We start from the raw sequence: 25,155 nt of genomic DNA on the forward strand, positions 1-25,155 counted from the left end.
GTTGATCTCTGGCTTTCATTTTAATTTGCTACGATGTTTACAAGCTTTCCAGGAACTGCAATCACTTTACGAATTGTTTTCCCTTCAATTTGCTCTTTGATTTTCTCGTGACCCATCGCAATTTCTTGCATTTCTTCACGAGAAGCTTCAGAAGGAATCGAAATCTTAGCACGTAGCTTTCCATTCACTTGTACCACGATTTCTACTTCATCCACTGTTAGCTTACTTTCATCGAACGTTGGCCAGCTTGCATATGCAAGCGTTCCAGTATGTCCAAGCTTCTCCCACAATTCTTCAGTAAGGTGAGGAGCAACTGGAGATAGAAGCTTCACAAAGCCTTCCATCAAGTGAGTTGGAAGAGACTCTTGTTTATACGCTTCGTTTACGAATACCATCATTTGTGAGATAGCTGTATTAAAGCGCAGCCCTTCGAAGTCTTCTGTAACTTTCTTCACCGTTTCATGATAGACACGTTCTAAACCTTCTTCAGGTTCAGCTTCCGTTATTGCGCTGTTGGAAAGGTCTCCTTCTCCAAACAAGCGCCACACACGATCAAGGAATCTTCTTGCACCATCTAGTCCATTGCTAGACCAAGCAATCGAACCTTCAAATGGCCCCATAAACATTTCGTAAAGGCGAAGTGTGTCGGCACCATGCGTTTCAACAATTTCATCTGGGTTTACGACGTTACCTTTTGATTTACTCATCTTTTCATTGTTTTCTCCAAGAATCATTCCTTGATTTCGAAGACGCTGGAAAGGTTCCTTGGTTGGAACAACTCCAATATCATAAAGGACTTTATGCCAGAAACGAGCGTATAGCAAATGCAATACCGCATGCTCTGCTCCTCCGATATACATATCAACAGGAAGCCAGTCTTCAAGCTTCTTTGGATCTGCCAACATTTCATCGTTATCCGGGTCGATATAGCGTAGATAATACCAGCAGCTTCCAGCCCACTGAGGCATTGTGTTCGTTTCACGACGACCCTTCATGCCAGTTTTAGGATCTTCAACGTTCAACCATTCCTCGATGTTAGCAAGTGGTGACTCTCCTGTACCAGAAGGCTTGATCTCTGTTGTCTCAGGAAGCACGACTGGTAAATCCTGTTCAGGAACAGCACTCATCGATCCGTCTTCCCAATGAATGATTGGAATTGGTTCACCCCAATAACGCTGACGGCTGAACAACCAATCTCTTAGTCTGTACGTTGTTTTCTTTTTACCTTTTTCCTTCTCTTCTAACCATTCGATACTTTTAGTGATCGCTTCTGCTTTATCAAGCCCATTAAGGAAATCAGAGTTAACGTGTTTTCCTTCTTCTGTATAAGCCTCTTTCGAAATATCTCCGCCTGAAACTACCTCTCTTATCGGAAGATCGAAACCTGTTGCAAACTCATAGTCTCGCTCATCATGAGCAGGTACTGCCATAATCGCCCCTGTCCCATAACTCATTAGAACGTAGTCAGCAACCCAGATTGGAAGCTTTTCATTGTTAATCGGATTGATCGCATAAGCCCCTGTGAAGACGCCTGTCTTCTCTTTTGAAAGTTCCGTCCTCTCAAGATCACTCTTTGTTTGCACACTAGAGCGGTACTCTGTAACCTTTGAAGATTCTTCATCAGTAGAAATCACATCAACAAGCGGATGCTCTGGAGCAAGAACCATATACGTCGCTCCAAATAGCGTATCAGGACGTGTCGTAAAGACATCGATCGATGCATCATGTCCGTCGATGTCAAACGTTACTTCTGCACCTTCAGATTTTCCAATCCAATTACGCTGCATCTCTTTAATGCTGTCAGACCAGTCTAATTCTTCTAGGTCTTCAAGCAAACGATCAGCGTATTCTGTAATTTTAAGCACCCACTGTTTCATAGGCTTGCGTACAACTGGGTGTCCGCCTCTCTCACTTTTACCATCGATGACTTCTTCGTTCGCAAGAACAGTACCTAGTGCTGGACACCAGTTCACTGCGACTTCATCGACATAAGCAAGTCCTTTTTCATAAAGCTTAGTGAAAATCCACTGCGTCCACTTATAGTAATTAGGATCTGTCGTATTTACTTCTCGGTCCCAATCATAAGAGAAACCAAGTTCCTTAATTTGGCGACGGAACGTATTAATATTTTGCTGTGTAAACTCACGAGGGTTATTCCCCGTATCAAGTGCGTATTGCTCTGCAGGAAGACCAAATGCATCCCAACCGATCGGATGCAGAACGTTATAGCCTTGCATTCGTTTCATTCGGGACAGAATGTCTGTAGCTGTGTAGCCCTCTGGATGGCCAACATGTAGCCCTGCTCCTGATGGATATGGAAACATATCAAGGAAGTAAACCTTCTCTCCCTCTGTTTCGTCAGCTGTTTTAAACGTTTTGTTTTGTTCCCAATATTGTTGCCATTTCTTTTCTATCGTTTTGTGATCAAAAGACAATGCTGCTCTCTCCTTCCAACTATCACTAAAATAAAAAAACCTCCCATCCCTGTCTATAAACAGGGACGAGAGGTTGAGAATCTAACATTCACAATCACCCGCGGTACCACCCGGATTAGTGCTATAACTGCACTCACTTTAGGCCTTTAACGCAGGCGGACGGGGCACCTTACTCTAATTCAGGATTCCGATTCAAAGGCGAGTTCATAAAGTTTCTATGTTAACTTTCACCACCCGTTAACTCTCTACGAATAGAAGCTTTATTACTATTCCTCATCATAATCGTTTAGGTCAATCTTAGTATATAATTTGTATTGTATGAATACTTCAGAAAATTGTCAAGAACATTATCATCTTAGACGTCATCTATTAAATTTATACTATCACATATTGCAATAACAGTATCTATTATTTACGATTCAAAAAAAACGCACCCAAATGGGCGCGTTATCCTTCTCTATATTTCTTTTGGCTAGCAGAGTCATCTTTTGATTTTGGTTTATTTTTCTCTTCTCGTTGTTCTTCTTTCAAGTCTTCAAGAGGAATAGGGTCCACGTTCATCTCTGATATATCTTCGTCAAGCTGATTACGTTCTTTATCAGGAAGCTGTTCGGGATTGTTCGTTTGCCCTTTTTTATGACGCTTTTCATTATCTTTCATACGATCACCTCTTCATTTTGGCTATAGTCTCCTTTACCACAACCTAAATAATCCCAAACATTTAAAGGAAGTTGGAGATAACTTACGAAAGTGATAGAATTTGATTATTATTTAGGGACGAGCAAAGCTCGTGAGAGGAGTCACACTATCTATGAAATCAAATGCCTTCCCCGCTCACTTTGGAACGGATATGCGCTACTATTCCTTTAATCATTACTTACGAGAAACGTTCGGTCATAAGGTTTTTAAGGTGCCTCTCGATGGAGGATTCGATTGTCCAAACCGCGATGGAAAAGTTGCACACGGAGGCTGTACGTTTTGCAGCGTGAGTGGATCTGGTGATTTTGCAGGCGACCGACAAGATGATCTCATCACACAATTCAACACCATCAAAGATCGAACGCGCGCAAAGAAATGGAAAGATGCCAAGTACCTTGGATATTTCCAAGCATTCACGAATACATATGCACCTGTTGATGAACTTCGTGATAAATATGAAATGATTTTACAACAGGACGATGTTGTTGGACTTTCGATCGCAACCAGACCAGACTGCCTCCCGGATGACGTTGTGGAATATTTAGCAGAACTAAACGAGCGAACATTCCTAATGGTTGAATTAGGATTACAAACCGTTCATGATCATACTGGTGAATTGATCAATAGAGCTCATGATTATGATTGCTATGTAGAGGGCGTTGAAAAGCTAAGAAAGCATAATATCAACGTTGTTTCTCATATCATCAATGGTTTACCAAGGGAGACACCTGAGATGATGATGGAAACGGCAAAAGCAGTGTCAAAATTAGATGTACAAGGAATCAAAATTCATTTATTACATCTCCTTCGCAATACCGCGATGGTGAAGCAGTATGAAAAAGGGATGCTTGACTTTCTCGACCGCGATACGTATGTCAATTTAGTAGTCGATCAGTTGGAAGTCATACCTCCCAACATGGTCATTCACAGAATCACGGGTGATGGTCCAGCTGAACTATTGATTGGCCCGATGTGGAGTACAAATAAGTTTGGCGTTTTAAATGCGATAAAAGACGAAATGGTCCGTAGAGATACGTGGCAAGGGAAATATGAAACAGGAAAGGTGACTACATGACACTACAGAGGATTCTACCCTTTTCGAGAACGTTGTTAGTTTCAGTTTTAGAAAGGGGGAGCATAGCAATAGACGGAACATGCGGCAATGGACATGATACGCTTTACCTGGCTGAACAAGTAGGTGAAACAGGTAAAGTATACGGATTTGACATTCAACGAGAAGCACTCCAAGCTACAGAGGCACGCCTCGAACAAGCAGGTCAACGTTCACAAGTACACTTGATACACAGTAGTCATGCTGATGTAGCGAACATAATAGATGAGGAAGATAAGGGGAATGTTTCTGCTGCGATCTTTAATCTCGGCTACCTTCCTGGTGGAGATAAGTCAATCGTCACGACACCTAACGATACGCTCGATGCTGTTAAATCACTATTAGAGTTGTTAAGACCAGGTGGAATTCTGATTCTCGTCGTTTACTCTGGACACCCTGAAGGTAAGAAAGAAAGCGAAGCAGTAACCGAATTCACTTCAAGTTTGGATCAACGAAATTTTCAAGTACTAAGATATGGATTTATCAACCAAAAGAACAACCCACCATATATACTTGCAATTAGCAAAACATAAGGTCGGCAAGTGTGAATAAAGTTACGAAATCCATCTATTGATAACATTAGTTCAGGTTGTGAATAAGATGGGATTTCCGATTCAGGAGGCTCGCTTTCCGCGGGGCGGGCGGTGAGCCTTCTCATCCCGCAGGAGTCGAACCTCCTTCCGCTCCAATCAACGTTATTGTGAGGATATTTACAACATAAAATTAAACCTAACTAAAAACTATACATGCTAAAGAAATAAAAATGTTTTGTCTAGATTTAGTACAATTTCCTACGAAATAAGACGAATAATTATCAGGGTTTCTCTACAAACATAAGGACGGCGAATTTCGCCGTCCTTATGTTTTATAATATTCCCATCGATTCGATATGCTCTCTTGTTCGCTCTGTCCCAAGCTGATGAATCATTCGGTAGATTTGTTGAAGGTGATCATCATAGTCATGGTTATTCTTATCTTCATGATAATTTGTAGGTACGTGTGATCGATATAGTGATAGTCGACTATCTGTATCGATCAAATCGAATAATTCACTTAAATGAAATACATCTTCTTCATCTGCATCTATTTCAAAATTATAGCTTGAAGCGCCTTGATCTTCCAGGATTTCCCCTGAACCTACAGCTACATAATACCGCTTCTTCATGGTCTAAGTCCCCTTTCAAGTTTCTATAGGTTACTTTTCTCACGAAGAGACGGTTTTTATACCTTTTTATTGAGAACCCTTATGAAGTCTTCTGTATACCCAACCGTTAAAATAGAAGAACATGCTGGATTTTCCACCTTGCTGTATGATTTTTCGCGCAAGGGACCGTACATTCTTCTGCTTCATGACCTTCTTATCAGCAAGATAAATCCCAAGGAGACCTTTATTGATCAAACGATGAAAATTTGAATGTGGAAGGTTCTTTACACTTTTATCTGCCTCTTTAATAAAATGTCCAACTCGTTCTGCAAGCTCTTCATTATCTCTGTAATAAAAACAAAAGTTCAAATCCCCGCCAATTCGATCTTCTTCCTGATCGATGAAATAGTCGAGCATGATATGAAGACCTTGAACCCATGGAAAATATCCTTTTTTGATAACATCCGTACTCCCGCTCGGAATCACTCCTCCTAGAGAATAGGAGATAAGGCAAAAGATGCCGAGCGTAGAGCCAGCACATGCCGAGAACTCATGCCATGACATATCAGGGAGTTGATCCTTATTTGAATTAAACCATTTTTCTAATCTTGGTACTCGTTCTTCTTCCACAACATGCTTATGTATTTGCAGGTCACAATAGTACCTACAGAGTTCAAGCAGCGCTGGTTGAACTTCCTCAAGGTTTGGGAGCTCTCTTACTACACCCTGACATGTTTTCACTAGAGCTTGAAGATAACCACCATCGTTTTGTTCTTCTCGATAGCGATAATAATTAGAGGTGAGCTCTACGTGTGGTGATAAAGCATCGCACATCGATTCATGCAGAGCACTGAAATCTTCTGGATTAAGCGAAGTACTCCTATCGCAAAGATTATCAAGATAATCGCTAATCGTCTGATAGGCGGCTATGAATTCAATCGATTTATCGATGTTATCTCCTGCGAGCAATCCATAGATTGCCCCACCTTCACAATGAAATGTCTTTGACTCAATACTCGCTATAGCTTGAGTTCGTAGTTCTTTATCAGGGATATCCTCAGCAAGTTCTTTCCACTTATAAAGCTCTTTGTGAACTCTTGGCAACACGCGTTTGTAAATGTTAAACATTAACGTCCAGGGTTGAGTAGGTACATTCAATAAACTCCACTCCTAATAGTCAGTTTAGTTCCATTAAGTGCTACTTTCGTCTATATGTCCTAACAGATCCAGTCTTAGGTTTACAAAAGATAATGCTGATTTAAATACCACTTCTCGTTCTGGCTCATTAAATACTTCGTGATAGAAACTTTCCCACTCTTTAAAAGACTTGTCAGTAGAGGGGATACGATTAAACCATGAACGAACTGATTTCTTGTCGACAATACGATCATCTCCTGCTTGCACAACAAGGAGAGGCAGATCAGTAAATGTTCTCGCACCTTCATTCGCAATTCTCATCGCCTTCACTAATTCACGATACCATCTAACCGATACTTTTTTTACAATGAGTGGATCTTCAAGATCTCTAGCGTGGAAGTCTTTGTTCCGTGTAGCAAGTCCAGGTTCCAGCTGAGAACTCAATCTAAGAGAAGGAACGATTGGATTTAACATCTTCGAAATGAGATCCAGACTTTTCTTTGGTGGATTGACGAGCCCAACACAAGGAGATGAAAGGATAACACCTGATAATGAAAAGTCTTTCTCCATAATCGTACGAATGACGGCAAGCCCACCCATACTGTGACCAAGCAAAAACACTGGTAAATGAAATTCATGTGCAGCTTTGACCCACTTTTCGATCGTTTCGATATATTGATCAAATGAATCGATATGACCTCTTCTACGTGAACTTTCACCTTGCCCCGGCAAATCTCCAAGAACAACATGAAAATCTTCACCTAACCATTTTGAAACAAGCCAGTCATAACGACCATGGTGTTCTCCTGCTCCGTGTACTAATACGATTACTGCTTTTGCACCTTCAGTTTGCTTTATTCTCATGGGTAATGCCCCCTTATCTAGCATCAAGCTTTTTTGATACACTACATGTGTAAGTATTATATAACAAGGAAGTTGGGATCTTATGTTGTATGAGTATAAAGGAAAAAAACCGGTTATTCATGAAACAGCCTATATTGCGGATTATACTACCATTTCGGGTGATGTGACAATTGGAGAGAGCAGCAGCATCTGGTTTAATACGACGATTCGAGGAGATGTTTCCCCTACCATCATAGGTAAAGATGTAAATATTCAGGATAATTCTGTACTCCACCAAAGTCCTAACCTTGAACTTATTTTAGAAGATGGTGTTACAGTAGGACACCAAGTCATCCTTCATAGTAGTCATATTAGAAAAAACGCACTTATCGGGATGGGATCCATCGTCTTAGACGGTGCAGAAGTAGGTGAAGGTGCTTTTGTAGGTGCAGGTAGTCTCGTTCCACCTGGAAAGAAAATCCCTGCTAATTCTCTCGCTTTTGGTCGACCTGCAAAAGTAGTCAGAACATTAACTGACGAAGATATGCGTGATATGGACCGTATTCGAAGAGAATATAAAGAAAAGGCAGCTTATTACAAAGCACAAACACCTATTCAAAGGTAGGGGCCACGTATAATTCATTTAGGATTGTGGGAAATTACGACTACAATCCTATTGGATAGAGGTGACTACCTTGTACAAATTAACGATTGTTTTGATCGTATTGGTCATCATCACCCTGGCGATCGGAGCCTTCATGACATATCGCGTTGGTCAGAATCAAAAAGGTGATTACGAAAACCAAGGTGATGCAAAAGTAAAAGCATCGTTTTTTAGCAACCCTGTCTATTTAGTTTATCTAATTGGTACGGCACTCGCTATTGGGTATGTTATTTATTTCGCTTTAATATCATAAGAAGAAAAGAGAGGTTTCGTTACCTCTACAGGCTGTTGAGAAAGTCTCTACAGCCTTTTTACATTGGATAAGCGTAACGTTTAATAGGACATAAAAAGGCAAAGACAAAAATGTATCTTGTCTCAGTTTGTAGAGAAACCTAATTATTGTGTTCCCTATGCCGTAGGAGTTTGAATACCACTTGCTTTCCTGTGGACGAACGCCCGTTTTCCACGGGAGTCAAGTGGTATTCACTCCTACTAGGTAGCAATTAATCAAAGCAAACTTTCCGACTGATTATCTTTAAGTAGTCATCTGCTTTATTTCTCTATAAGTAATAATTTGCTTTTGTTTTGTTTTCAAAACCACATATCAATGTTGATTGGAGCGGAAGGATGCTCGACTCCTGCGGGACGTGCGGGACAGGTGAGACCCCACAGGAGCGTTTTGAAAGCGACGAGGAGACTCACCGCCCGCCCCGCGGAAAGCGAGCATCCTGTAGCGGAAATCACTACTATATACGAGGTGAATGGTCCTTACTACTTTCTCGACAATCTGAGACAAGAATGTATCTTGTCTCTTTTTTTGATGACTTATGTCATTTACTGCACACTAATATATCTTAATAATTCTTTAATATCTTCTTAATAGTCACACTAAATACTTCCTTTATGATTGAAGTAACAAAAGTGAAGGGGGATTATTTTGAGTAAAGTCGTCGGCTGGCTTCACGAACAGGAATGTTATGTTTTCAGATTCTTAAACTTAAGATGTCATTCTCGATACCTTACTAGCTTCATGGGTGCATTCACACACCTCGGTGGTGCACGCACTACCATCTTAAGCACATTGTTATTACTCATATTCTTGCCTTATCCATCCAAAACAATAGTTACTATAAGCGCAGTCGCACTTTTGTTAAGCCATCTTCCCGTTCATTTTATCAAGAAGCACTATCCAAGGAACAGACCATATCTTGCAATACCCGAAACGAAGATGCTCGTTTATCCGCTGAAGGATCACTCTTTTCCATCTGGGCATACAACCGCTATTTTTTCTGTTGTCACACCCTATTTCTTATTCGTTCCTTCTCTCGCGGTTCCACTACTAGCGATTGCCGCCATCGTTGCCATTTCACGTATTTACCTTGGTCATCACTATCCTTCAGATGTACTTGTCGGTGCTTTACTTGGGATGGGTAGCGCCTTTGTTTCCGCCATGTTTATAACATAATTTGAACTTTGGAGGGGTAATCATGAAGCTAGCTCTTTTTACGGATAAGTATTTTCCGGAAGTGAATGGCGTTTCAAAGACGCTCAGAAGATTAACCTCATACATGGAACGATATTCCATAGACGGTAGTGTCCCTTCAATATAAACGCTCCGTATAACTTTCTATTAAGGATTTGCTAACCGATTCACTTTCCAATTTTGAATGATCAGCGAGCATTTTTGCAGCACTAGGTAAGCTGTCTATGGAAGGCCAATATTCTTGTTCAAAAAGGTGTGAGCGTTTTAAAGCTTTTCCACAGTGAATAAAGCACTCCTTCACTTCTATTCCTATACCTAACAATGGAATTTTACCAAAAGCCTCACAATCCTCTAGAAGTAATTGGTCTTTCACGATACAGGCTTTGCCATTGATTCGAAGAGTCTCCTCCCTTCCAGGAACAATGAACAACAAACCTACATTGGGATTTTCTAATATGTTCCTGAGTGAGTCCATCCTTTTGTTACCCGGCCGCTCAGGAATGAGAAGGTGTCTTTGATCAATTACTTTCACAAACCCAGGTTGGTCACCTCGTGGCGAAACATCGCTTCCTTCAGAAGATGACGTAGCAATCGTTAAGAAAGGTGAATGGGAAATAAACAACTCGCAGTTTTCATCCATGAAGTTAATCACCTTATTAGCAGCTAATTTACTCGGTTCTCCTCCAATTGATTGTAATTCCTCCACTGTTTGAACTTTCTCCAAAAAAACATCAGGCAAGATCGTCCCCTCCTTTTACTATTGTGTGTGATTTTACCATTATATCCCTTTAAAAAACCACCAAAAAAAAGAAGCCTCGAAGGCTTCTTCTATATTATTGATTAGCACCTTGTTTGAGGGCTTCTGCTTTATCAGTATATTCCCATGGCAATTCGATGTCTGTACGGCCAAAGTGACCATACGCTGCAGTTTGCTTGTAAATTGGACGTCGTAAGTCTAACATCTTGATGATTCCAGCTGGACGAAGATCAAAATTCTCTCGTACCACCTGTACTAACTTTTCTTCAGATACTTTGCCTGTTCCGAACGTATCGATTGAAATGGATACAGGCTGAGCCACACCAATTGCGTAAGCTAGCTGCACTTCACAACGATCCGCGAGCTTTGCTGCTACGATATTTTTTGCTACATACCGCGCTGCATAAGCTGCAGAGCGGTCAACCTTCGTAGCGTCCTTACCTGAGAATGCACCACCACCGTGACGTGCATAACCACCATACGTATCCACAATGATTTTACGTCCAGTCAATCCTGCGTCACCTTGTGGTCCACCGATTACAAAGCGTCCAGTAGGATTAATAAAGTATTTTGTGTTTTCATCGATTAATTCAGGTGAAACAACAGGTTTTACAACGTGTTCTTTAATGTTGCGTTGAATTTGTTCAAGAGAAATTTCTGGATGGTGCTGTGTAGATACAACGATTGTATCGATACGTACCGGTTTTCCTTCTTCGTCATACTCTACTGTAACCTGTGTTTTTCCATCTGGACGAAGGTAAGGTAGAATTTCTTCTTTCCTGACTTCGCTTAAGCGACGAGCCAACTTATGAGCTAATGAAATTGGAAGAGGCATGAGTTCTGGCGTCTCATTACAAGCATATCCAAACATCAATCCCTGGTCACCAGCGCCGATCTCATCAATTTCATCATCAGACATCTGACCATCACGTGATTCAAGTGCAACGTTTACGCCAGCAGCGATATCTGCTGATTGTTCATCAATCGATGAAAGCACTGCACATGTTTCAGCATCAAATCCATATTTTGCACGTGTGTATCCAATCGATTGAATGGTTTCACGGACTACTTTTGGTATATCTACATAGTGAGATGTAGTAATTTCTCCGGAAACTAAAACAAGTCCAGTCGTGACCGTAGTTTCACAGGCAACGCGCGCATTAGGGTCGTGCGCTAGAATATCATCCAGAATTGCATCAGAAATTTGATCTGATATTTTATCTGGGTGCCCCTCAGTTACTGATTCAGAAGTAAACAATCGACGATTACTCACTCAAGTACCTCCTTAAGGATTCATTCCTATTTAATATAGTGTAATGGATACGGTACTCATTTCCCTAATATTGTTGTCGAAACGAGACATCGAATTCAATTTTAATCAATTGTATTACGCTTTTGTTTTCCAAAAACGACATTAAAAAAGCCCTTTCCTTCATCATAAAGGGAAAGGAGCTGATATCTCTTGCCTTTCGCCTCTTATCTTTCAAGACAACTGTCTTGCAGGTTAGCACCTTAATCCACTATTCTGGAGTTGGTTGCTGAGCTTCATAGGGCCTGTCCCTCCGCTTACTCGGGATAAGAGTATCCATTCTCGAAATATAATATCGCAGTTCGCTTGCTCTGTCAATGTAAAGACACAAGCCCTAATCATAATGGTTATTCACCTTTTTCTCACTTTTTAAGTAAAAAATCCATAGATTAGTATAGAATAATTAAATGAATGTGTTATACTATTTTTGAGTTGAACAAGTTCAGTAACATCTAGATGAAATTTTATTATAAAGGATGGGTTTAACGTATGAAAACAGCTTCCTTCTCTTCACCACTTTTGGATGCCATTTTAAATAAGAACACTCCACATGTTAATTTATCAGTCTCTGAACTGGTTGAACGTTCATTATCGACGAAAGAGGGGACATTAACATCCACTGGTGCTCTTCGTGTTGAAACAGGGAAATATACAGGGCGTTCTCCAAAGGACAAGTTCATTGTTCGAGAAGATTCTGTTAAAGACAAGATCAACTGGGAAACAAACCAGTCTATATCTTCAGAGCATTTTGAAAGCCTTTACACAAAAGTTCTGGATTACCTTGGAGAGAAAAAAGATCTTTATGTTTTTAAAGGTTTTGCCGGAGCTGATCAGGCAGCAAGACTACCCATCCAGGTTATTAACGAATATGCTTGGCACAATTTATTTGCACATCAGCTATTCATTCGTCCGAATGAAACAGAACTAAAAGGACATGAGGCTGAATTCAACGTTATTTCTGCACCAGGTTTTCAAGCTGATCCTGATAAAGGCGGCACGAACTCAGAAACGTTTATCATTATTTCCTTTGAAAAGCGTACAGTCTTAATTGGCGGCACTGAGTATGCTGGTGAGATAAAAAAATCGATCTTCACCGTTATGAACTATTTGCTTCCTGAGAGCAACATCTTGTCGATGCACTGCTCAGCTAACGTGGGAAAAGAAGGCGACGTCGCTCTCTTCTTTGGACTTTCAGGTACGGGTAAGACGACACTTTCAGCAGATGCTAACCGTCGTTTGATCGGTGACGATGAACACGGCTGGTCGATGAACGGTGTCTTCAACATTGAAGGTGGTTGCTATGCTAAATGTATTAACCTATCTCGTGAGAAAGAGCCACAAATTTGGGATGCTATCCGCTTCGGAACAGTTCTTGAGAATGTCGCGGTAGACAATAAATCACGAGTACCTGATTACGATGATACTAGTTTAACTGAAAATACGCGAGCTGCATATCCAATCGATGCGATTCCTAATATAGCGATTCCAAGTGTTGCAGGACATCCAAACACCATTATCTTTTTAACTGCCGATGCTTTCGGAGTACTGCCTCCTATCAGCAAGTTAACAAAAGAACAAGCAATGTTCCATTTCCTATCTGGGTACACAAGTAAACTGGCAGGAACTGAAAGAGGAGTAACGTCTCCACAAGCAACGTTCTCCACTTGCTTCGGTGCACCATTCCTACCTCTTCCGGCATATCGTTATGCTGAGATGCTGGGTGAGAAAATCATGGAGCACGATGTTGAAGTCTTCTTAGTCAATACTGGTTGGTCAGGCGGTAGCTACGGCGAAGGTGAGCGTATGAAGCTGTCTTATACGCGTGCAATGGTTCAAGCTGCTCTAAATGGTGAACTAGACAGTGTTGAAACAAAGAAAGATCCTATCTTCGGCTTACACATTCCAGCACATTGCCCAGGCGTTCCTGCAGATGTGCTTCAACCAAAGCAAACATGGCAAGACAAAGACAAGTACGATGAAAAAGCAAAAGAACTTGCAACGCAATTCATTAAGAATTTCGAGAAATTCTCAAATGTTTCAGACGAAATCAAAAACGCAGGACCTACAATATAATCTTTGAATGATAAAGCACCCAACATGGGTGCTTTTTTTATTCTTACTGCTACGTTGATTTATTTTGTAGGCAAACACACAATTATCCTTTTGACATAATGTATAGTATTTCAACGTGCTCATCAACGTATCAGGAGGTTATTCACATGCATAAAAGCTGGATGACAAAAAGCATCATCCTTATTGCAATATGTTCACTCTTTGTTCTTTCTGCCTGCAATAATAACACCGATAACACAGTGCGAGTTGCAGAGGTAACCCGTTCCATTTTCTACGCACCACAATATGTTGCTTTGTCTGAAGGAATATTTGAGAAACATGGCGTTAATGTAGAACTAACCACCACATGGGGTGGAGATAAAACCATGACAACCCTTCTTTCTGATGGCGCTGATGTCGCTCTAGTAGGTTCTGAAACATCAATTTATGTCTATGCTCAAGGGACATCTGATCCAGTCATCAACTTCGCTCAATTAACACAAACGGATGGTACTTTCCTCGTTTCAAGAGAAGAGATGGAACACTTCAAATGGGATGATGTGAGAGGTAGTACGTTTCTTGGCCAACGCAAAGGCGGAATGCCACAGATGGCTGGCGAATTCGTACTAAAGAAAAAAGGAATCGATCCACACAACGATATGACGCTAATTCAGAATATTGATTTTGCTAATATCGCAAATGCATACGCTTCTGGTAAAGGAGATTTCGTGCAGCTCTTCGAACCAACGGCTAGTATCTTTGAAGCTCAAGGACTAGGCCATATCGTCGCGTCATTTGGAAAGGAATCCGGTAAAATCCCTTATACAGTCTACATGGCTAAGGAAAGCTTCCTTAACGAAAACAACGACGCGGCAGCACGTTTTACAGCCGCTATCTATGAGGCTCAATTATGGGTAGATACTCACTCATCCGAGGAGATTGCAAAGTCGATTCAACCTTATTTTGATGACACAGAACTAGACCTCATCACTACTGTAGTCGATCGTTACAAAAGCCAGCATTCGTACGCTACAAACCCAATTCTTGACGAGGAAGAGTGGAATAACCTCCAAAATATCATGGACGAAGCAGGAGAGCTTCCGAAACGAGTCGATCACAAAACTCTAGTAGACACCACTTTTGCAGAAAAAGCACAGCAGTAGGAGGAAAATTCATGTCATTCCTTCATGTAGATTCCATTACACACGCTTATTTCACAAAAGAATCCGCAAAAGTTGCAATTTCTGAACTTACTTTTGTTATTGAAGAAGGAGAATTCATATCATTGCTTGGACCGTCTGGTTGTGGAAAATCTACGATCCTTTCACTCATCGCAGGTCTCCAACAACCGACTACCGGAACGATCAAGCTTAAGAATAAGAAGATTACTTCTCCAAATAATCAAGTAGGATATATGCTACAACAGGATTACTTATTTCCTTGGAAAACGATTGAAGAAAATTGCATGCTTGGCTTAAAGCTTACAAATCAGCTTACAGTTGAAAATAAAGAAAGAACGTTAGGCTTCCTTGATGAAATGGGGTTGAGCGATGTTAAGAAAGCCTATCCTAATCAACTCTCCGGTGGGATGAGACAACGAGTAGCTCTTGTCAGAACGCTCGCAACACAGCCTGATTTGCTGCTATTAGATGAACCGTTCTCTGCTCTCGATTACCAAACAAAGTTAAAGTTAGAGAACCTTGTAGCATCAACGTTAAAAACAAGGAAGAAGACAGCTCTACTGGTTACCCACGATATCGGAGAAGCAATCGCAATGTCAGATAGAGTTGTCCTTCTATCGAAACATCCTGGAAAGATAGCAAGAGTCTTTGAAATCCCAAAGCATCTTCGAGACATCACACCTTTTGAAGTACGAAATAGTCCAGACTTTGGTATGCATTTTCAGACAATCTGGGAGGAGCTCGAAGCATATGAATAGCTCACAGCTAAAAAAACAACATGCTTCTTACCTTCTTGACTTACAGATTGAAAAACGAATTGTGTTAGCGTGGCAAGTCTTTATCTTATTTGCATTCTTCACGATATGGGAACTAGCAGGAAGGTTATCATGGGTCGATCCATTATTATTCAGCTACCCATCAAAGGTCGGTAACCTCTTTCTTTCGAAATTAGTTGATGGGTCTTTAATGATACACACCTCTGTCACATTACTTGAAACGATTGCGGGCTTTATTCTTGGCACAGTGTTAGGTACGTTGTTTGCAGCAGGATTGTGGTGGTCAAGAAAAGCATCGAGAATAGCTGATCCCTATCTTGTTGTATTAAACTCAATGCCAAAAGTAGCGCTTGGACCAATCATTATTGTGGCACTTGGTCCTGGTTACCTTTCTATCATCGCTATGGGTGCTTCCATTTCCGTCATCATTACTACGCTAGTTGTTTATCATGCTTTCCACACAGTAGAACCTAATTTCGTTAAAGTCATCCGTTCCTTTGGAGGTAACAAAAAACAAACATTCGTTGAAGCGATTCTCCCCGCCTCATTTCCAGCAATCATTTCAACTCTAAAAGTAAATGTTGGACTTTCATGGGTAGGCGTCATCGTGGGTGAATTTTTAGTATCGGAAAAAGGGCTCGGCTACATGATTATTTACGGATTTCAAGTATTCAACTTCACTCTCGTCTTGCTTAGCCTCGTCATGATCGCAATCTTTTCCTCGATCATGTATCTGATGGTTGAATGGATTGAACGAAAGCTTATTAGAAATTAGCCTTTATTGAGGCTAATTTTTTTTGACATACAAAAAACCCCCCGGAAGTTAGTTATTAACTCTAACTTCCGGGGTGCACTACCATTATTCTGGACTTTTTACCGAGATTTGTTCAACCTCTCGAGACAAAACGGTAGCACATTGTCTTTCATCATAAAGCTATAACGCTCATTTGTTACTAGATCATTAGGAAGATTGTCGAGCAATACTGGGCCATTCGTTTCCATATAATCTGCTTTAGAGACGAGATGATCGATATCTGCGTAGTAGACGTTTTTGATGATTGTTCCACCTTTGCCTTCTACTCGATACTGTCCCACGTACTGCATCGTACTCACTACGCCTCCTGTTTCTTCGTAAACCTCGCGCACTGCAGCCTCTTTTGCAGATTCACCCTCTTCAACTTTTCCACCAGGAAACTCAATTCCTCGCCTTGAATGTTCTGTCAGAAGCCACTTTCCTTCAAGCTGACAAATGACCCAAACATGCTTTGGAGAACCGGAATAAGGATGATCCTGAAAAGAAAGTGTTACCTGATTATGATAATAATCCGTAAACGTAAGTTCGCTCATTTGATAACCTCGTCTTTTAGTTTCTAACTTTATTGTAAAAGAGTACGGAAGGGATGTCCAATTTACATGATTTGATCAGAGAGTTTTTAAGATTTAGCTTCAATAAAAAAACACGGGCTTCTCTAAGCCCATGTTCCTTATTTGATCGTAAAGTTTTGAATAATCCAGTCATTATTAACATATTCAAAATTAATGTTGATCGTGTAATTTCCATACAAATCTGATTGATTTGATTGTACAAGCTGATATTCAAACTCGTTCATTTTTTTAACATCATAGTCGTTCTCATAATCAACCCAAGGAAATAGTTCTGTAGGCTTCAAATATAGTGCACCATCTTTTTCTTCATAGTAAAAGTCTGTGATTTTATTGGATAGCTCTTCTGACGCCACTCCTTGTAGGTGATTACTCATTTCTTCTTTAGAAGAGAAGTTTTCTACTTTATACTGATCATCTGTCTTTTGGACGACACGGTTTGTAAGTTCTTTGGTTAACGTTACTTCATCTAGCTCTTTCACAGCGATGGATTTCGCTTCGGCTTTTGTTTCAAAGCTCGAAACCATCATTTCCGTATGATTTTGGGCGACTTTATTTAAATCAGCTCCACAGCCTGCAGTTATACTCACCATTGAAAATAGTAGTAGCATGCTTATGTATCTCATTATAATTCCCATCCTTTTGTTCGTTGTGTTTTGGTCTATAAGTACGTTTCCTCAATTTCCACGGTGTCAAACCGCTCATTTCAATTAATAGACTTTTTTACTATTAAACCAGGCTTTTTTTACTTATTCCTTCTATAATATATGACGATTAAATAGACTGAAAAGTTTCATAATACGAGAATTTCCCAAACAAAAAGAACCGGATTTACCGGTTCAGTTTTTTAGCAATATGGATTATATCCTGCTCCGCCAACTTGAGGTGGTGGGCAGCAACCTCCACCAAATGCGCCTGCTCCAACGATAATTAATAGCAAGAATAGTACTACGATCAATGCAAAGCCTTTTCCGTAACCACCTTGTTCTTTACCCATATACATATCCCCCCAAAATGATTAATCACTACACTATACTGTATGTCATAAACCTAAATTAGGAAGGGCATTAGCGGAGAAAACGGAAAATTTAAAGGCATTCGGCTTAATCGCTCTTAAACGAGATGATTCAGATGTTTAGTAGGACAAAGAAAAAAGCTGTCGAAGACGACAGCTTAAAGTGGACTATTTTTTTAACGCGTTGAGGACGCCCATTTGCTCAATTTGAGCTTTTGTCTCTGGTGTACCCAATTTATGCACCCAGTAATAAAGGTCATAGATAGCGTTATCCGTCCAATCACGATGGCTATCAACCTTGTGCTCATCGAAATGGTTTGTTGAAAAGAAATCATGCTGTTGAACATACTTCTGAGACCTTAATTTCTCGATTACTCGCTCTAGCTCTAAATATTCTTCGCCATTCGCTTTAATTTTAAAAGAGTTTAGTTGATGACCTTCTATTTCTGTTTCATGAAGCTCGCCTTTAGGAGTAACGTAATATGTTTTCTTAATCATTTGTATCCTCCTTCAATCATTTTAAACTGGACTTTCTTCTTTATGGCTATACCCTTTATACTCATGCTGTGCTGCATCGATCGTTTCATAAACAGAAGCGAGGCTAGAACGAAAGACTCCAACATCTCTTCCAGACTCTTTCGCTTCTTCTACACGACGATCGTAAAGAGCTTTTTCTTCAACGTCTGGAATAACATGAAACTGCTTTTCATCATGGTCAACGATCACTAGGATACTACTTTCCATTGCCTTTCCTCCTCATGTCCGATCTTGTATGTAACTTTACCCGAAACAATAGCATGCTAATCTTTTATTATTACAACAAAAACGCTTATGAATTTGTGTTAAAATGAACGGATGAATCTATAGAATGAAGTTCAGGTGATGATCATGAATTTTACGAAAACCCCCCATCATGCAATATCCGAATATGACCTGGCGGCGCCTTTAACATCTAAAGATGCAAAACGGTTTGACCACAGTGACCTTGATTCAAACTTTTTCGAAGAATTAACCAACACTGGCATCCGATTAAATGAACGACAGACGCAAGCTGTGAGACATACTGCTGGACCTCTCTTAACGATAGCAGGTGCTGGAAGTGGCAAAACATCTGTACTGACGGCTCGCACGGCGTACCTTATGACAGTGGAAGGGATCGATCCTTCTAACATATTACTCATTACATTTACGAGAAAAGCTTCTGAAGAAATGCGCCACCGCATCAGCACTCTTCCCGGTGTAGAGCCAACACATGCAAACCGGTTAACTGCTGGTACATTTCACTCTATCTTCTTAAAGCTACTGCGAAGCCTAGGGTATAATCAGAAGATCTTGAATAGCGAACGCCATAAGCAAATCATTATGAAAAGTATCCTAAAAAAAATAAATAGTAACCAAAGCTCGCTTCCTGAAATCATGCTTTCTTCTATTTCTTCATGTAAGGTTAAAATGATAAAGCCCAAGGATCTACCAGAAGAAAAGGAAACAGAAGAGTTAAGAAAGGCTTATCAAGAATATGAAACTTGGAAATCATCAAATGGCTACATGGATTTTGATGATATTCTTGTTTTTACATATCAGGAATTCGAAAACAACCCAAACCTGCTCGAGAAGATGCAAAAACGATTTCAGTATGTACTCGTTGATGAATTTCAAGATACGAATCCAATTCAATATGAGCTCATCAAAATGATAGCCGCACCAGAAAATCATTTATTTGTTGTAGGCGACGATGATCAGGTGATCTACTCATTCAACGGGGCAAACAGTTCTATCATTCTTGAATTTGATAAGACCTACCGAGATGCGATGGTTGTAACTCTTGATACAAACTACCGTTCAACTCCAGATATTGTAGGCCTCGGAAACCACGTCATCAAACATAACGAGTACAGACGATCGAAATGGATGAATGCAACGGCAAAAGAAGGATGTAAGCCTTCTTATATTCGTCCTGCAACGACTGAGGATGAAGCTACAGTTGTACTGGACCATATAAGAAAGCAGCATCGAGAATGGAATGAGGTCGTCATTCTTACTAGAACCTATACAAATGCAAGAGCCATTTTCGAACAACTCGTCGAGCAAGACATTCCCTTTAATGCTCATGGAATGAAGCAAGTTTTCTATGAACAAACCATTATCAAGGGGATGCTCGACCATTTGAGGCTCGCTTATCAGCACGAGAACCTTGATGCAACAGCTGCCGTTCTACCTTCACTTTTTATAAACCAGGAAGCCGGTATGCGCCATATCGAGATGGAGAATTTTGTTGAACCAGTTGATTTTCCTCTTAGGCATTTGACTTCATGGAAAACATTACGCCCCTTTCAACAAAAGGCAATTGAAAAGCGTATAAGCTTAATTAAAGAAGCCAAACGCCTTCATCCACAAAAGTCTATTCAACTGTTGCGTGAAGACTATATGAAGCATTTAGACAATGCGAACGATGAAACAATTACCGTTCATAAAACAACGTTAAAAGAAATGATGGATGAACTCGAATTTTCAAGCTCACGATTCGAAACACTGCCTGAATTTCTTGGGTATGTAGACAGAGTCATTGATCGATTTAATGAACATAAAAAGAAACCCTATACGAAAAATGCCTTATCACTGTTATCGATTCATCAAGCAAAAGGACTAGAATTTCCTGTCGTATACTTAATTGGTGCTTCAGAGACGATACTTCCTCACGTATCTGCTTTGACATCGATGAAGGATAAAGAAGCTTCACAAAAGCAGCTTTACCTAAAGAACCCTTCTGCTGACTTAGAAGAAGAACGTAGACTGTGCTATGTAGCGATCACTCGAGCGAAAGAGGAACTGTACATCAGTTCACCGGAAAAGCACCTTGGCAAACTGACCCCTGTGTCACGATTTTTAACGGAAGCCTTTAAAAAGAAAAAACCGATATCAGATTACCAAGTGAAAGCGTGGGTCTGTTCTGGGGAGTTCTGCAAAGGCTGGATGAAAATAAGTGGCGATCAACCTGACGAGAAACAGTGTCCTTTATGCAAAAAGCCTATGATTATCTCGCAAAAGGCACTATTAAAACGATGAATATGTCACAGCAATAATCTTTGTTGCGCTTTGATTACAAGTTATTTAAGAGATATTAAACAGCCCGTTTTTATGCTTGATACATGCTATAGTATAAAAAAAAGCGCAACAGGAGGGCTCCGATGAGCAGCATTCGGTATGAAACTATCTTTCAGAAACAGCTTGCAAATGGAACAGTCATTGGAATTATGGATTACTTAGAGGGCAAGCTGATCAGATTGAACTTACATGATGAGGAGCCGGAGTATCTCAACCCGGAATTAAAGGAATTCTTCCAAAATGAACGAAAAAAAGTGCATGTACCTCAATAATCTATAAAATATTCAAGTCTCTCTTTGAGACTCTCAAGCAGTCGAGAAATACTCGACTGCTTTTTTAATGTTTTTAAAAAAATCAACGTTCATCAAGGTTTTAAACTCTTTCAATTAGAGGTTCCTATTGTGTATAAATGTTAGGGAAATCGAGAAGGATAAAATAATATATTACAATCACAAAAAATATGTATGAAAAAGGTTTGATATAAAAAATAAGTAGGGAATAAAAGTAGTAGCAGTCGAAATGGCTACTCTGAAGGAGGAAAAAGACATGTTAAAGCAAGTACTAGTTATTATAGGTATTGTAGTTGTTGTCCTATTTGTAGTTAACGCCCTATTTTAAATTCCATTAGAAAAACATGTTGTAAGGAGGAAAGAGAAATGGTTAGAACAATTTTAATGATCATCGGTGCTATCGCCGTTATTGCTGCAATCTTATCATTTATTTAATTATTAAAGAATGCGCCTAGAACGATTGTTCTAGGCGCATTTTTATATTATCGTTTATCGTTATTCTTCTTGACTTCATCGACTTTGGACTTAGGGATGTATATGAAAATCGCCTTCTTTTTGCTGTTCATATTAATCTCCTTCAAGATGGAATTATTTCGCTCACCTATCTAATTTTACTTGATACGAAACATAAGAATCAACTCTAAATGGTATTTTATTTAAACCGAAGCTTTTTTACTACCTTGACTAAGGAGATATGGCGTCCACATCTGTCAACAAATCGATGAATTTACATGACTAAGATTGTTGTATCGTTGATATACTTGTTTTATACTATAGATAATTAAGATTGTGAAATCAATCACATTAATTAGCTACTATTGAAGGGGTGAACCTATTGTTTAAACAGCCTTTAAAAATGTTTCGAGGCGTAGGGTACGCTGAAGGGATATCCTTCCTACTACTTCTCGGAATAGCGATGCCACTTAAATATATGCTGGATATGCCTCTTGCAGTAACAATTGTTGGCGCTATTCACGGAGGACTATTCGTACTCTATATCGCTGTGATCTTATATGTGACGCTAGTAAAGAAATGGTCGTTCCTCAAAGCCTTCCTTGCTGTTGTATCATCTGTCATTCCCTTTGGCCCGTTCATTTTTGACGCTAAACTTATCAATCAATCAGAAGCCTAATCAAAAGGAAGGACCGAAACGGCCCTTCCTTTTCTAATGGAATCACAGAGTTTCTGTCGTTAACGTAAGACGACTTAACTCATGACGATCGATCTCAAACCCTATCCCAGGCCCCTCTGGAACTGGAATGCGGCCATGATCTACTGTCACTTCTGGTGTGATGATATCTTTCTCCCAATACCTTGAAGATGCTGAAATATCGCCAGGTATAGTGAAGCCTGGTAAGCTAGCGAGCGCTATATTGTGAGCTCTTCCAACCCCTGATTCAAGCATCCCACCACACCAAACAGGAATTTCATTTTGCAAGCATAAATCATGGATCGCTCTACTCACTGTTAATCCACCCACACGACCAGGCTTAATATTAACAATCTTACAACTCTCAAGTTGTAGAGCTCTTCTAACATCGTCATATGACGTAATGCTTTCATCTAAACACACAGGAGTCGAAAGGTGCTTTTGAAGTGAAGCATGATCCACGATATCATCAGAACCTAGCGGCTGTTCGATCATTAAAAGATCGTACTGATCAAGACTCTGGAGCTTCGTTATATCATCTAAACTGTAAGCAGAATTCGCATCCGCCATCAAATCGATCGATGGAAAACGTTCTCGAATCGCATGGACTATTTGAATATCTTGAGAAGGCTTTATTTTAATTTTAATTCGTTCATAGCCTTCTGTTACTCTCTGCTCAATTTCATCAAGCATTCGTTCAGGTGAAGATGCTCCTACCGCAACTCCTGCTTTAATATGCTTTGAGGTGCCCCCTAGTGCCTGAGCAAGACTTATCTCTTCTCTTTTGGCATATAGATCCCAAATGGCTCCTTCAATTGCGTATTTAGCCATCGTATTGCGCCTGATACCACTTAAGCGCTTCGTGACATCAGTAGGATGGGTTAACGTGTGTTTCTTTAACTCTGGGATCATGATGTCTTTCAGCATGTGCCACGAAGTTGTTAGCGTTTCTTCTGTATACCACGGTGTTGTGAACGCCACCCCTTCTCCGAAACCTGATAATCCATCTTGATCAATCGCTTCAACAATGATTAAGTCGCGATCATTCACTGTCTCCAAACTGTTTTCAAACGGCGTTTTCAGCTTCATTTTGATATGGTAAAGAATGACGGTATGTAATTTCATCGTTTCACTCCTAACAACCTTCTTTGAAGCTTATTCGCGCCATTTCTAGGGAGTTCATCAAGAAACGTTATCCGTTTTGGGAGTTTGTATCGAGCTAGTCTTTCAGAAAGAAAGGTAAGGAGCTCTTGTTCACTTACATGTTCTGCTTTCCGAACAACATAAGCAACGGGAACTTCCCCCCATTCTTCCTCCCTTATACTCGTCACACCAGCATCTAAAATGTTTTCATGATCTAAAAGTGCTGCCTCAATTTCAGCAGGGTAGATGTTTTCTCCACCAGATATGATAAGATCTTTTCTTCGATCTAGAACAAAAAGAAACCCTTCATCGTCGAGATACCCCTGATCTCCAGTATGGAACCAGCCATTTATGAATGAATCGCCTTCATTTTCGAGGTTGTAATACCCTGATGTTATGGTAGGACCCTTCACAATAATTTCTCCATGTTGAAAAGCTTCAACTTCTTTCCCATCCTCCATGATTCGTAACTCCGAAGGGAAGAGCGCTTTTCCCGCTGAACCTTGTTTACTCAACATGTATTCTGGTGAGAGTGTTACGATCTGTGAAGCCGTTTCTGTCATACCAAATGTTTGATAAACAGGAATTTGTTTTTCCTGACAAGTTGAAAGAAGAGGGTAAGGGGCTGGACCTCCGCCGAGAAGCATGCACCTAAAAGTTTCTGGATAGTGGGCACTTCCAAGCTCATCAAGCATACGTTTTAGCATCGCACTCACAACAGAAACGATTGTCACACCGTCTTTATGAATCGACTCGTTTACAGCCTTTGGGTCAAAGTGAGAATGCACTACTGTCGTGATACCATATATAACACTTCTAAGTAGAATAGATAACCCACTCATATGATACATAGGTACGGCGCTCAACCATCGATCGCTCACATCGAGGCCGAGGTTCAAACTTGAGCTAATAGCACTCCACCAATGATTACCATAGGTAAGCATCACGCCTTTTGGTTTACCTGTTGTACCTGAAGTATACATAATGGTATGTAGCTGATTGAGAGCGATCGTTGTTTGTAACCCTTCACTAAGGTCTTCACCTGGTTCAACACGATCCCATGTTAGTAGAGAAACTTCAGTTTCAATTATAGCTTCTGTAGCTTTTCCTATGTAGGTTGTATCCGTAATCAAAAAAGAGAGCTCAGCGTCCGTAATTTGATAACGAAGCTCTGCACTTGTTAGACGAAAGTTTAATGGAACAATAACAGCACCAATGTACATAAGAGCATGAAGACATAGTACCGTTTCTATTCCGTTTGCCATTAGAAACCCAACATGGTGTCCTTTTCTCACACCTCGTTTTTTTAACCCATTTGCCATCCGAAGAGAACTTCTCTGTAAATCTCGATACGTCCACTCGTTTTGGTTTTCGACGATTGCGATTCTATCAGGGGTCATATAGGCACGCTTATGCAGCCAATTAGGCATTGTCTCCATCAGTACCTCTCCTTTCTTTGTCGTTAAAAACAGCTTGATGGC

At 40.3% G+C, this 25,155-nt stretch carries 26 protein-coding genes, 1 pseudogene, 1 riboswitch and 1 other annotated feature; of the genes and pseudogenes, 13 read left to right on the forward strand and 14 right to left on the reverse strand.

Annotated elements, in window-relative coordinates; genetic code table 11:
* Positions 1-20: 20 nt before the first annotated feature.
* The gene (leuS, locus tag LCM09_RS03935; protein ID WP_224878812.1) at positions 21-2,435 is read right to left on the reverse strand and encodes a leucine--tRNA ligase; all 2,415 of its coding nucleotides are present in this window, start codon (positions 2,433-2,435) and stop codon (positions 21-23) included.
* Positions 2,436-2,493: 58 nt separating this feature from the next.
* Positions 2,494-2,724 (reverse strand) — a binding site (T-box leader).
* Positions 2,725-2,882: 158 nt separating this feature from the next.
* On the reverse strand, positions 2,883-3,095 hold the full coding sequence (locus LCM09_RS03940; RefSeq protein WP_224878813.1) for a hypothetical protein: 213 nt from the start codon (positions 3,093-3,095) through the stop codon (positions 2,883-2,885).
* A gap of 151 nt (positions 3,096-3,246) precedes the next feature.
* On the opposite strand from LCM09_RS03940, the gene mnmL reads away from it, so the two are divergent.
* Together mnmL and mnmM are read left to right on the forward strand one after the other, a co-directional pair.
* Entirely contained in the window at positions 3,247-4,209 is a 963-nt protein-coding gene (gene mnmL / locus LCM09_RS03945) for a tRNA modification radical SAM protein MnmL/YtqA (RefSeq protein WP_224878814.1), read from the forward strand.
* The gene (gene mnmM / locus LCM09_RS03950; protein ID WP_224878815.1) at positions 4,206-4,778 is read left to right on the forward strand and encodes a tRNA 5-(aminomethyl)-2-thiouridylate-methyltransferase MnmM; all 573 of its coding nucleotides are present in this window, start codon (positions 4,206-4,208) and stop codon (positions 4,776-4,778) included. Before mnmL ends, mnmM begins: the two co-directional genes overlap by 4 nt.
* 332 nt (positions 4,779-5,110) lie before the next feature.
* Here the strand turns inward: mnmM and LCM09_RS03955 are convergent, their stop codons facing one another.
* The 3 genes from LCM09_RS03955 to LCM09_RS03965 form a co-directional block, all read right to left on the reverse strand.
* Positions 5,111-5,410, reverse strand: a complete 300-nt coding sequence (locus LCM09_RS03955) for a hypothetical protein (protein WP_224878816.1) — start codon at positions 5,408-5,410, stop codon at positions 5,111-5,113.
* A 66-nt stretch (positions 5,411-5,476) separates the two neighbouring features.
* Positions 5,477-6,547, reverse strand: a complete 1,071-nt coding sequence (locus LCM09_RS03960) for a tetraprenyl-beta-curcumene synthase family protein (protein WP_224878817.1) — start codon at positions 6,545-6,547, stop codon at positions 5,477-5,479.
* 33 nt (positions 6,548-6,580) lie between these two features.
* Positions 6,581-7,390, reverse strand: coding sequence for an alpha/beta hydrolase (locus tag LCM09_RS03965; RefSeq protein WP_224878818.1), 810 nt, complete (start codon positions 7,388-7,390; stop codon positions 6,581-6,583).
* 82 nt (positions 7,391-7,472) lie between these two features.
* On the opposite strand from LCM09_RS03965, the gene LCM09_RS03970 reads away from it, so the two are divergent.
* The 4 genes from LCM09_RS03970 (at position 7,473) to LCM09_RS20670 (ending at position 9,643) form a co-directional block, all read left to right on the forward strand.
* Positions 7,473-7,994, forward strand: a complete 522-nt coding sequence (locus LCM09_RS03970) for a gamma carbonic anhydrase (protein ID WP_224878819.1) — start codon at positions 7,473-7,475, stop codon at positions 7,992-7,994.
* Positions 7,995-8,064: 70 nt separating this feature from the next.
* Positions 8,065-8,286, forward strand: coding sequence for a hypothetical protein (locus tag LCM09_RS03975; RefSeq protein WP_224878820.1), 222 nt, complete (start codon positions 8,065-8,067; stop codon positions 8,284-8,286).
* A 684-nt stretch (positions 8,287-8,970) separates the two neighbouring features.
* Entirely contained in the window at positions 8,971-9,498 is a 528-nt protein-coding gene (locus tag LCM09_RS03980) for a phosphatase PAP2 family protein (protein ID WP_224878821.1), read from the forward strand.
* A 22-nt stretch (positions 9,499-9,520) separates the two neighbouring features.
* Positions 9,521-9,643: a hypothetical protein gene (locus tag LCM09_RS20670; RefSeq protein WP_263622815.1), complete on the forward strand. Its 123-nt coding sequence runs from the start codon at positions 9,521-9,523 to the stop codon at positions 9,641-9,643.
* Here the strand turns inward: LCM09_RS20670 and LCM09_RS03985 are convergent.
* Both LCM09_RS03985 and metK read right to left on the reverse strand, forming a co-directional pair.
* The gene (locus tag LCM09_RS03985; protein WP_224878822.1) at positions 9,635-10,255 is read right to left on the reverse strand and encodes a pyridoxamine 5'-phosphate oxidase family protein; all 621 of its coding nucleotides are present in this window, start codon (positions 10,253-10,255) and stop codon (positions 9,635-9,637) included. The genes LCM09_RS20670 and LCM09_RS03985 overlap by 9 nt on opposite strands.
* Positions 10,256-10,349: 94 nt before the next feature.
* Positions 10,350-11,546 carry a methionine adenosyltransferase gene (metK, locus tag LCM09_RS03990; protein WP_224878823.1) on the reverse strand — a complete coding sequence of 399 codons (1,197 nt, stop codon included), beginning with the start codon at positions 11,544-11,546 and terminating at the stop codon, positions 10,350-10,352.
* A gap of 200 nt (positions 11,547-11,746) precedes the next feature.
* Positions 11,747-11,855: riboswitch (SAM riboswitch) on the reverse strand.
* Positions 11,856-12,071: 216 nt separating this feature from the next.
* Between metK and pckA the strand changes: the two genes are divergently transcribed.
* From pckA to LCM09_RS04010, 4 genes are all read left to right on the forward strand, one after another.
* Positions 12,072-13,655 carry a phosphoenolpyruvate carboxykinase (ATP) gene (gene pckA, locus LCM09_RS03995; protein ID WP_224878824.1) on the forward strand — a complete coding sequence of 528 codons (1,584 nt, stop codon included), beginning with the start codon at positions 12,072-12,074 and terminating at the stop codon, positions 13,653-13,655.
* Positions 13,656-13,801: 146 nt separating this feature from the next.
* Entirely contained in the window at positions 13,802-14,797 is a 996-nt protein-coding gene (locus tag LCM09_RS04000) for an ABC transporter substrate-binding protein (RefSeq protein WP_224878825.1), read from the forward strand.
* Between the two features lie 11 nt (positions 14,798-14,808).
* Complete coding sequence (locus LCM09_RS04005) at positions 14,809-15,573, forward strand: ABC transporter ATP-binding protein (RefSeq protein WP_224878826.1); 765 nt, start codon at positions 14,809-14,811, stop codon at positions 15,571-15,573.
* Complete coding sequence (locus LCM09_RS04010) at positions 15,566-16,366, forward strand: ABC transporter permease (RefSeq protein ID WP_224878827.1); 801 nt, start codon at positions 15,566-15,568, stop codon at positions 16,364-16,366. Before LCM09_RS04005 ends, LCM09_RS04010 begins: the two co-directional genes overlap by 8 nt.
* Before the next feature lie 98 nt (positions 16,367-16,464).
* Here the strand turns inward: LCM09_RS04010 and ytkD are convergent, their stop codons facing one another.
* The 5 genes and pseudogenes from ytkD to LCM09_RS04035 form a co-directional block, all read right to left on the reverse strand.
* The gene (ytkD, locus tag LCM09_RS04015; protein ID WP_224878829.1) at positions 16,465-16,938 is read right to left on the reverse strand and encodes an RNA deprotection pyrophosphohydrolase; all 474 of its coding nucleotides are present in this window, start codon (positions 16,936-16,938) and stop codon (positions 16,465-16,467) included.
* A 137-nt stretch (positions 16,939-17,075) separates the two neighbouring features.
* Entirely contained in the window at positions 17,076-17,600 is a 525-nt protein-coding gene (locus tag LCM09_RS04020; RefSeq protein WP_224878832.1) for a hypothetical protein, read from the reverse strand.
* 266 nt (positions 17,601-17,866) lie between these two features.
* Positions 17,867-17,977 (reverse strand): annotated as a pseudogene (locus tag LCM09_RS04025) (YjcZ family sporulation protein); the annotation flags it as partial.
* A gap of 180 nt (positions 17,978-18,157) precedes the next feature.
* Positions 18,158-18,487 carry a hypothetical protein gene (locus LCM09_RS04030; protein WP_224878835.1) on the reverse strand — a complete coding sequence of 110 codons (330 nt, stop codon included), beginning with the start codon at positions 18,485-18,487 and terminating at the stop codon, positions 18,158-18,160.
* Between the two features lie 21 nt (positions 18,488-18,508).
* Positions 18,509-18,733, reverse strand: coding sequence for a hypothetical protein (locus tag LCM09_RS04035; RefSeq protein ID WP_224878837.1), 225 nt, complete (start codon positions 18,731-18,733; stop codon positions 18,509-18,511).
* 144 nt (positions 18,734-18,877) lie between these two features.
* On the opposite strand from LCM09_RS04035, the gene LCM09_RS04040 reads away from it, so the two are divergent.
* The 3 genes from LCM09_RS04040 to LCM09_RS04050 all read left to right on the forward strand — a co-directional run bounded on the left by LCM09_RS04040 (position 18,878) and on the right by LCM09_RS04050 (position 22,513).
* Positions 18,878-21,052, forward strand: a complete 2,175-nt coding sequence (locus LCM09_RS04040; protein ID WP_224878839.1) for a UvrD-helicase domain-containing protein — start codon at positions 18,878-18,880, stop codon at positions 21,050-21,052.
* 122 nt (positions 21,053-21,174) lie between these two features.
* Positions 21,175-21,363, forward strand: a complete 189-nt coding sequence (locus LCM09_RS04045; RefSeq protein ID WP_224878840.1) for a hypothetical protein — start codon at positions 21,175-21,177, stop codon at positions 21,361-21,363.
* A gap of 874 nt (positions 21,364-22,237) precedes the next feature.
* Positions 22,238-22,513 (forward strand): DUF3817 domain-containing protein, encoded by a 276-nt coding sequence (locus LCM09_RS04050; protein WP_224878842.1) that lies wholly within the window; start codon positions 22,238-22,240, stop codon positions 22,511-22,513.
* Between the two features lie 42 nt (positions 22,514-22,555).
* Here LCM09_RS04050 and menC read toward each other — a convergent pair whose 3' ends face one another.
* Both menC and LCM09_RS04060 read right to left on the reverse strand, forming a co-directional pair.
* Entirely contained in the window at positions 22,556-23,656 is a 1,101-nt protein-coding gene (menC, locus tag LCM09_RS04055) for an o-succinylbenzoate synthase (protein WP_224878844.1), read from the reverse strand.
* Positions 23,653-25,113 carry an o-succinylbenzoate--CoA ligase gene (locus LCM09_RS04060; protein WP_224878846.1) on the reverse strand — a complete coding sequence of 487 codons (1,461 nt, stop codon included), beginning with the start codon at positions 25,111-25,113 and terminating at the stop codon, positions 23,653-23,655. The genes menC and LCM09_RS04060 overlap by 4 nt, the downstream gene beginning before the upstream one ends.
* Positions 25,114-25,155 lie beyond the last annotated feature (42 nt).

Source organism: Guptibacillus algicola (assembly GCF_020171805.1).
Lineage (GTDB): Bacteria > Bacillota > Bacilli > Bacillales > Guptibacillaceae > Guptibacillus > Guptibacillus algicola.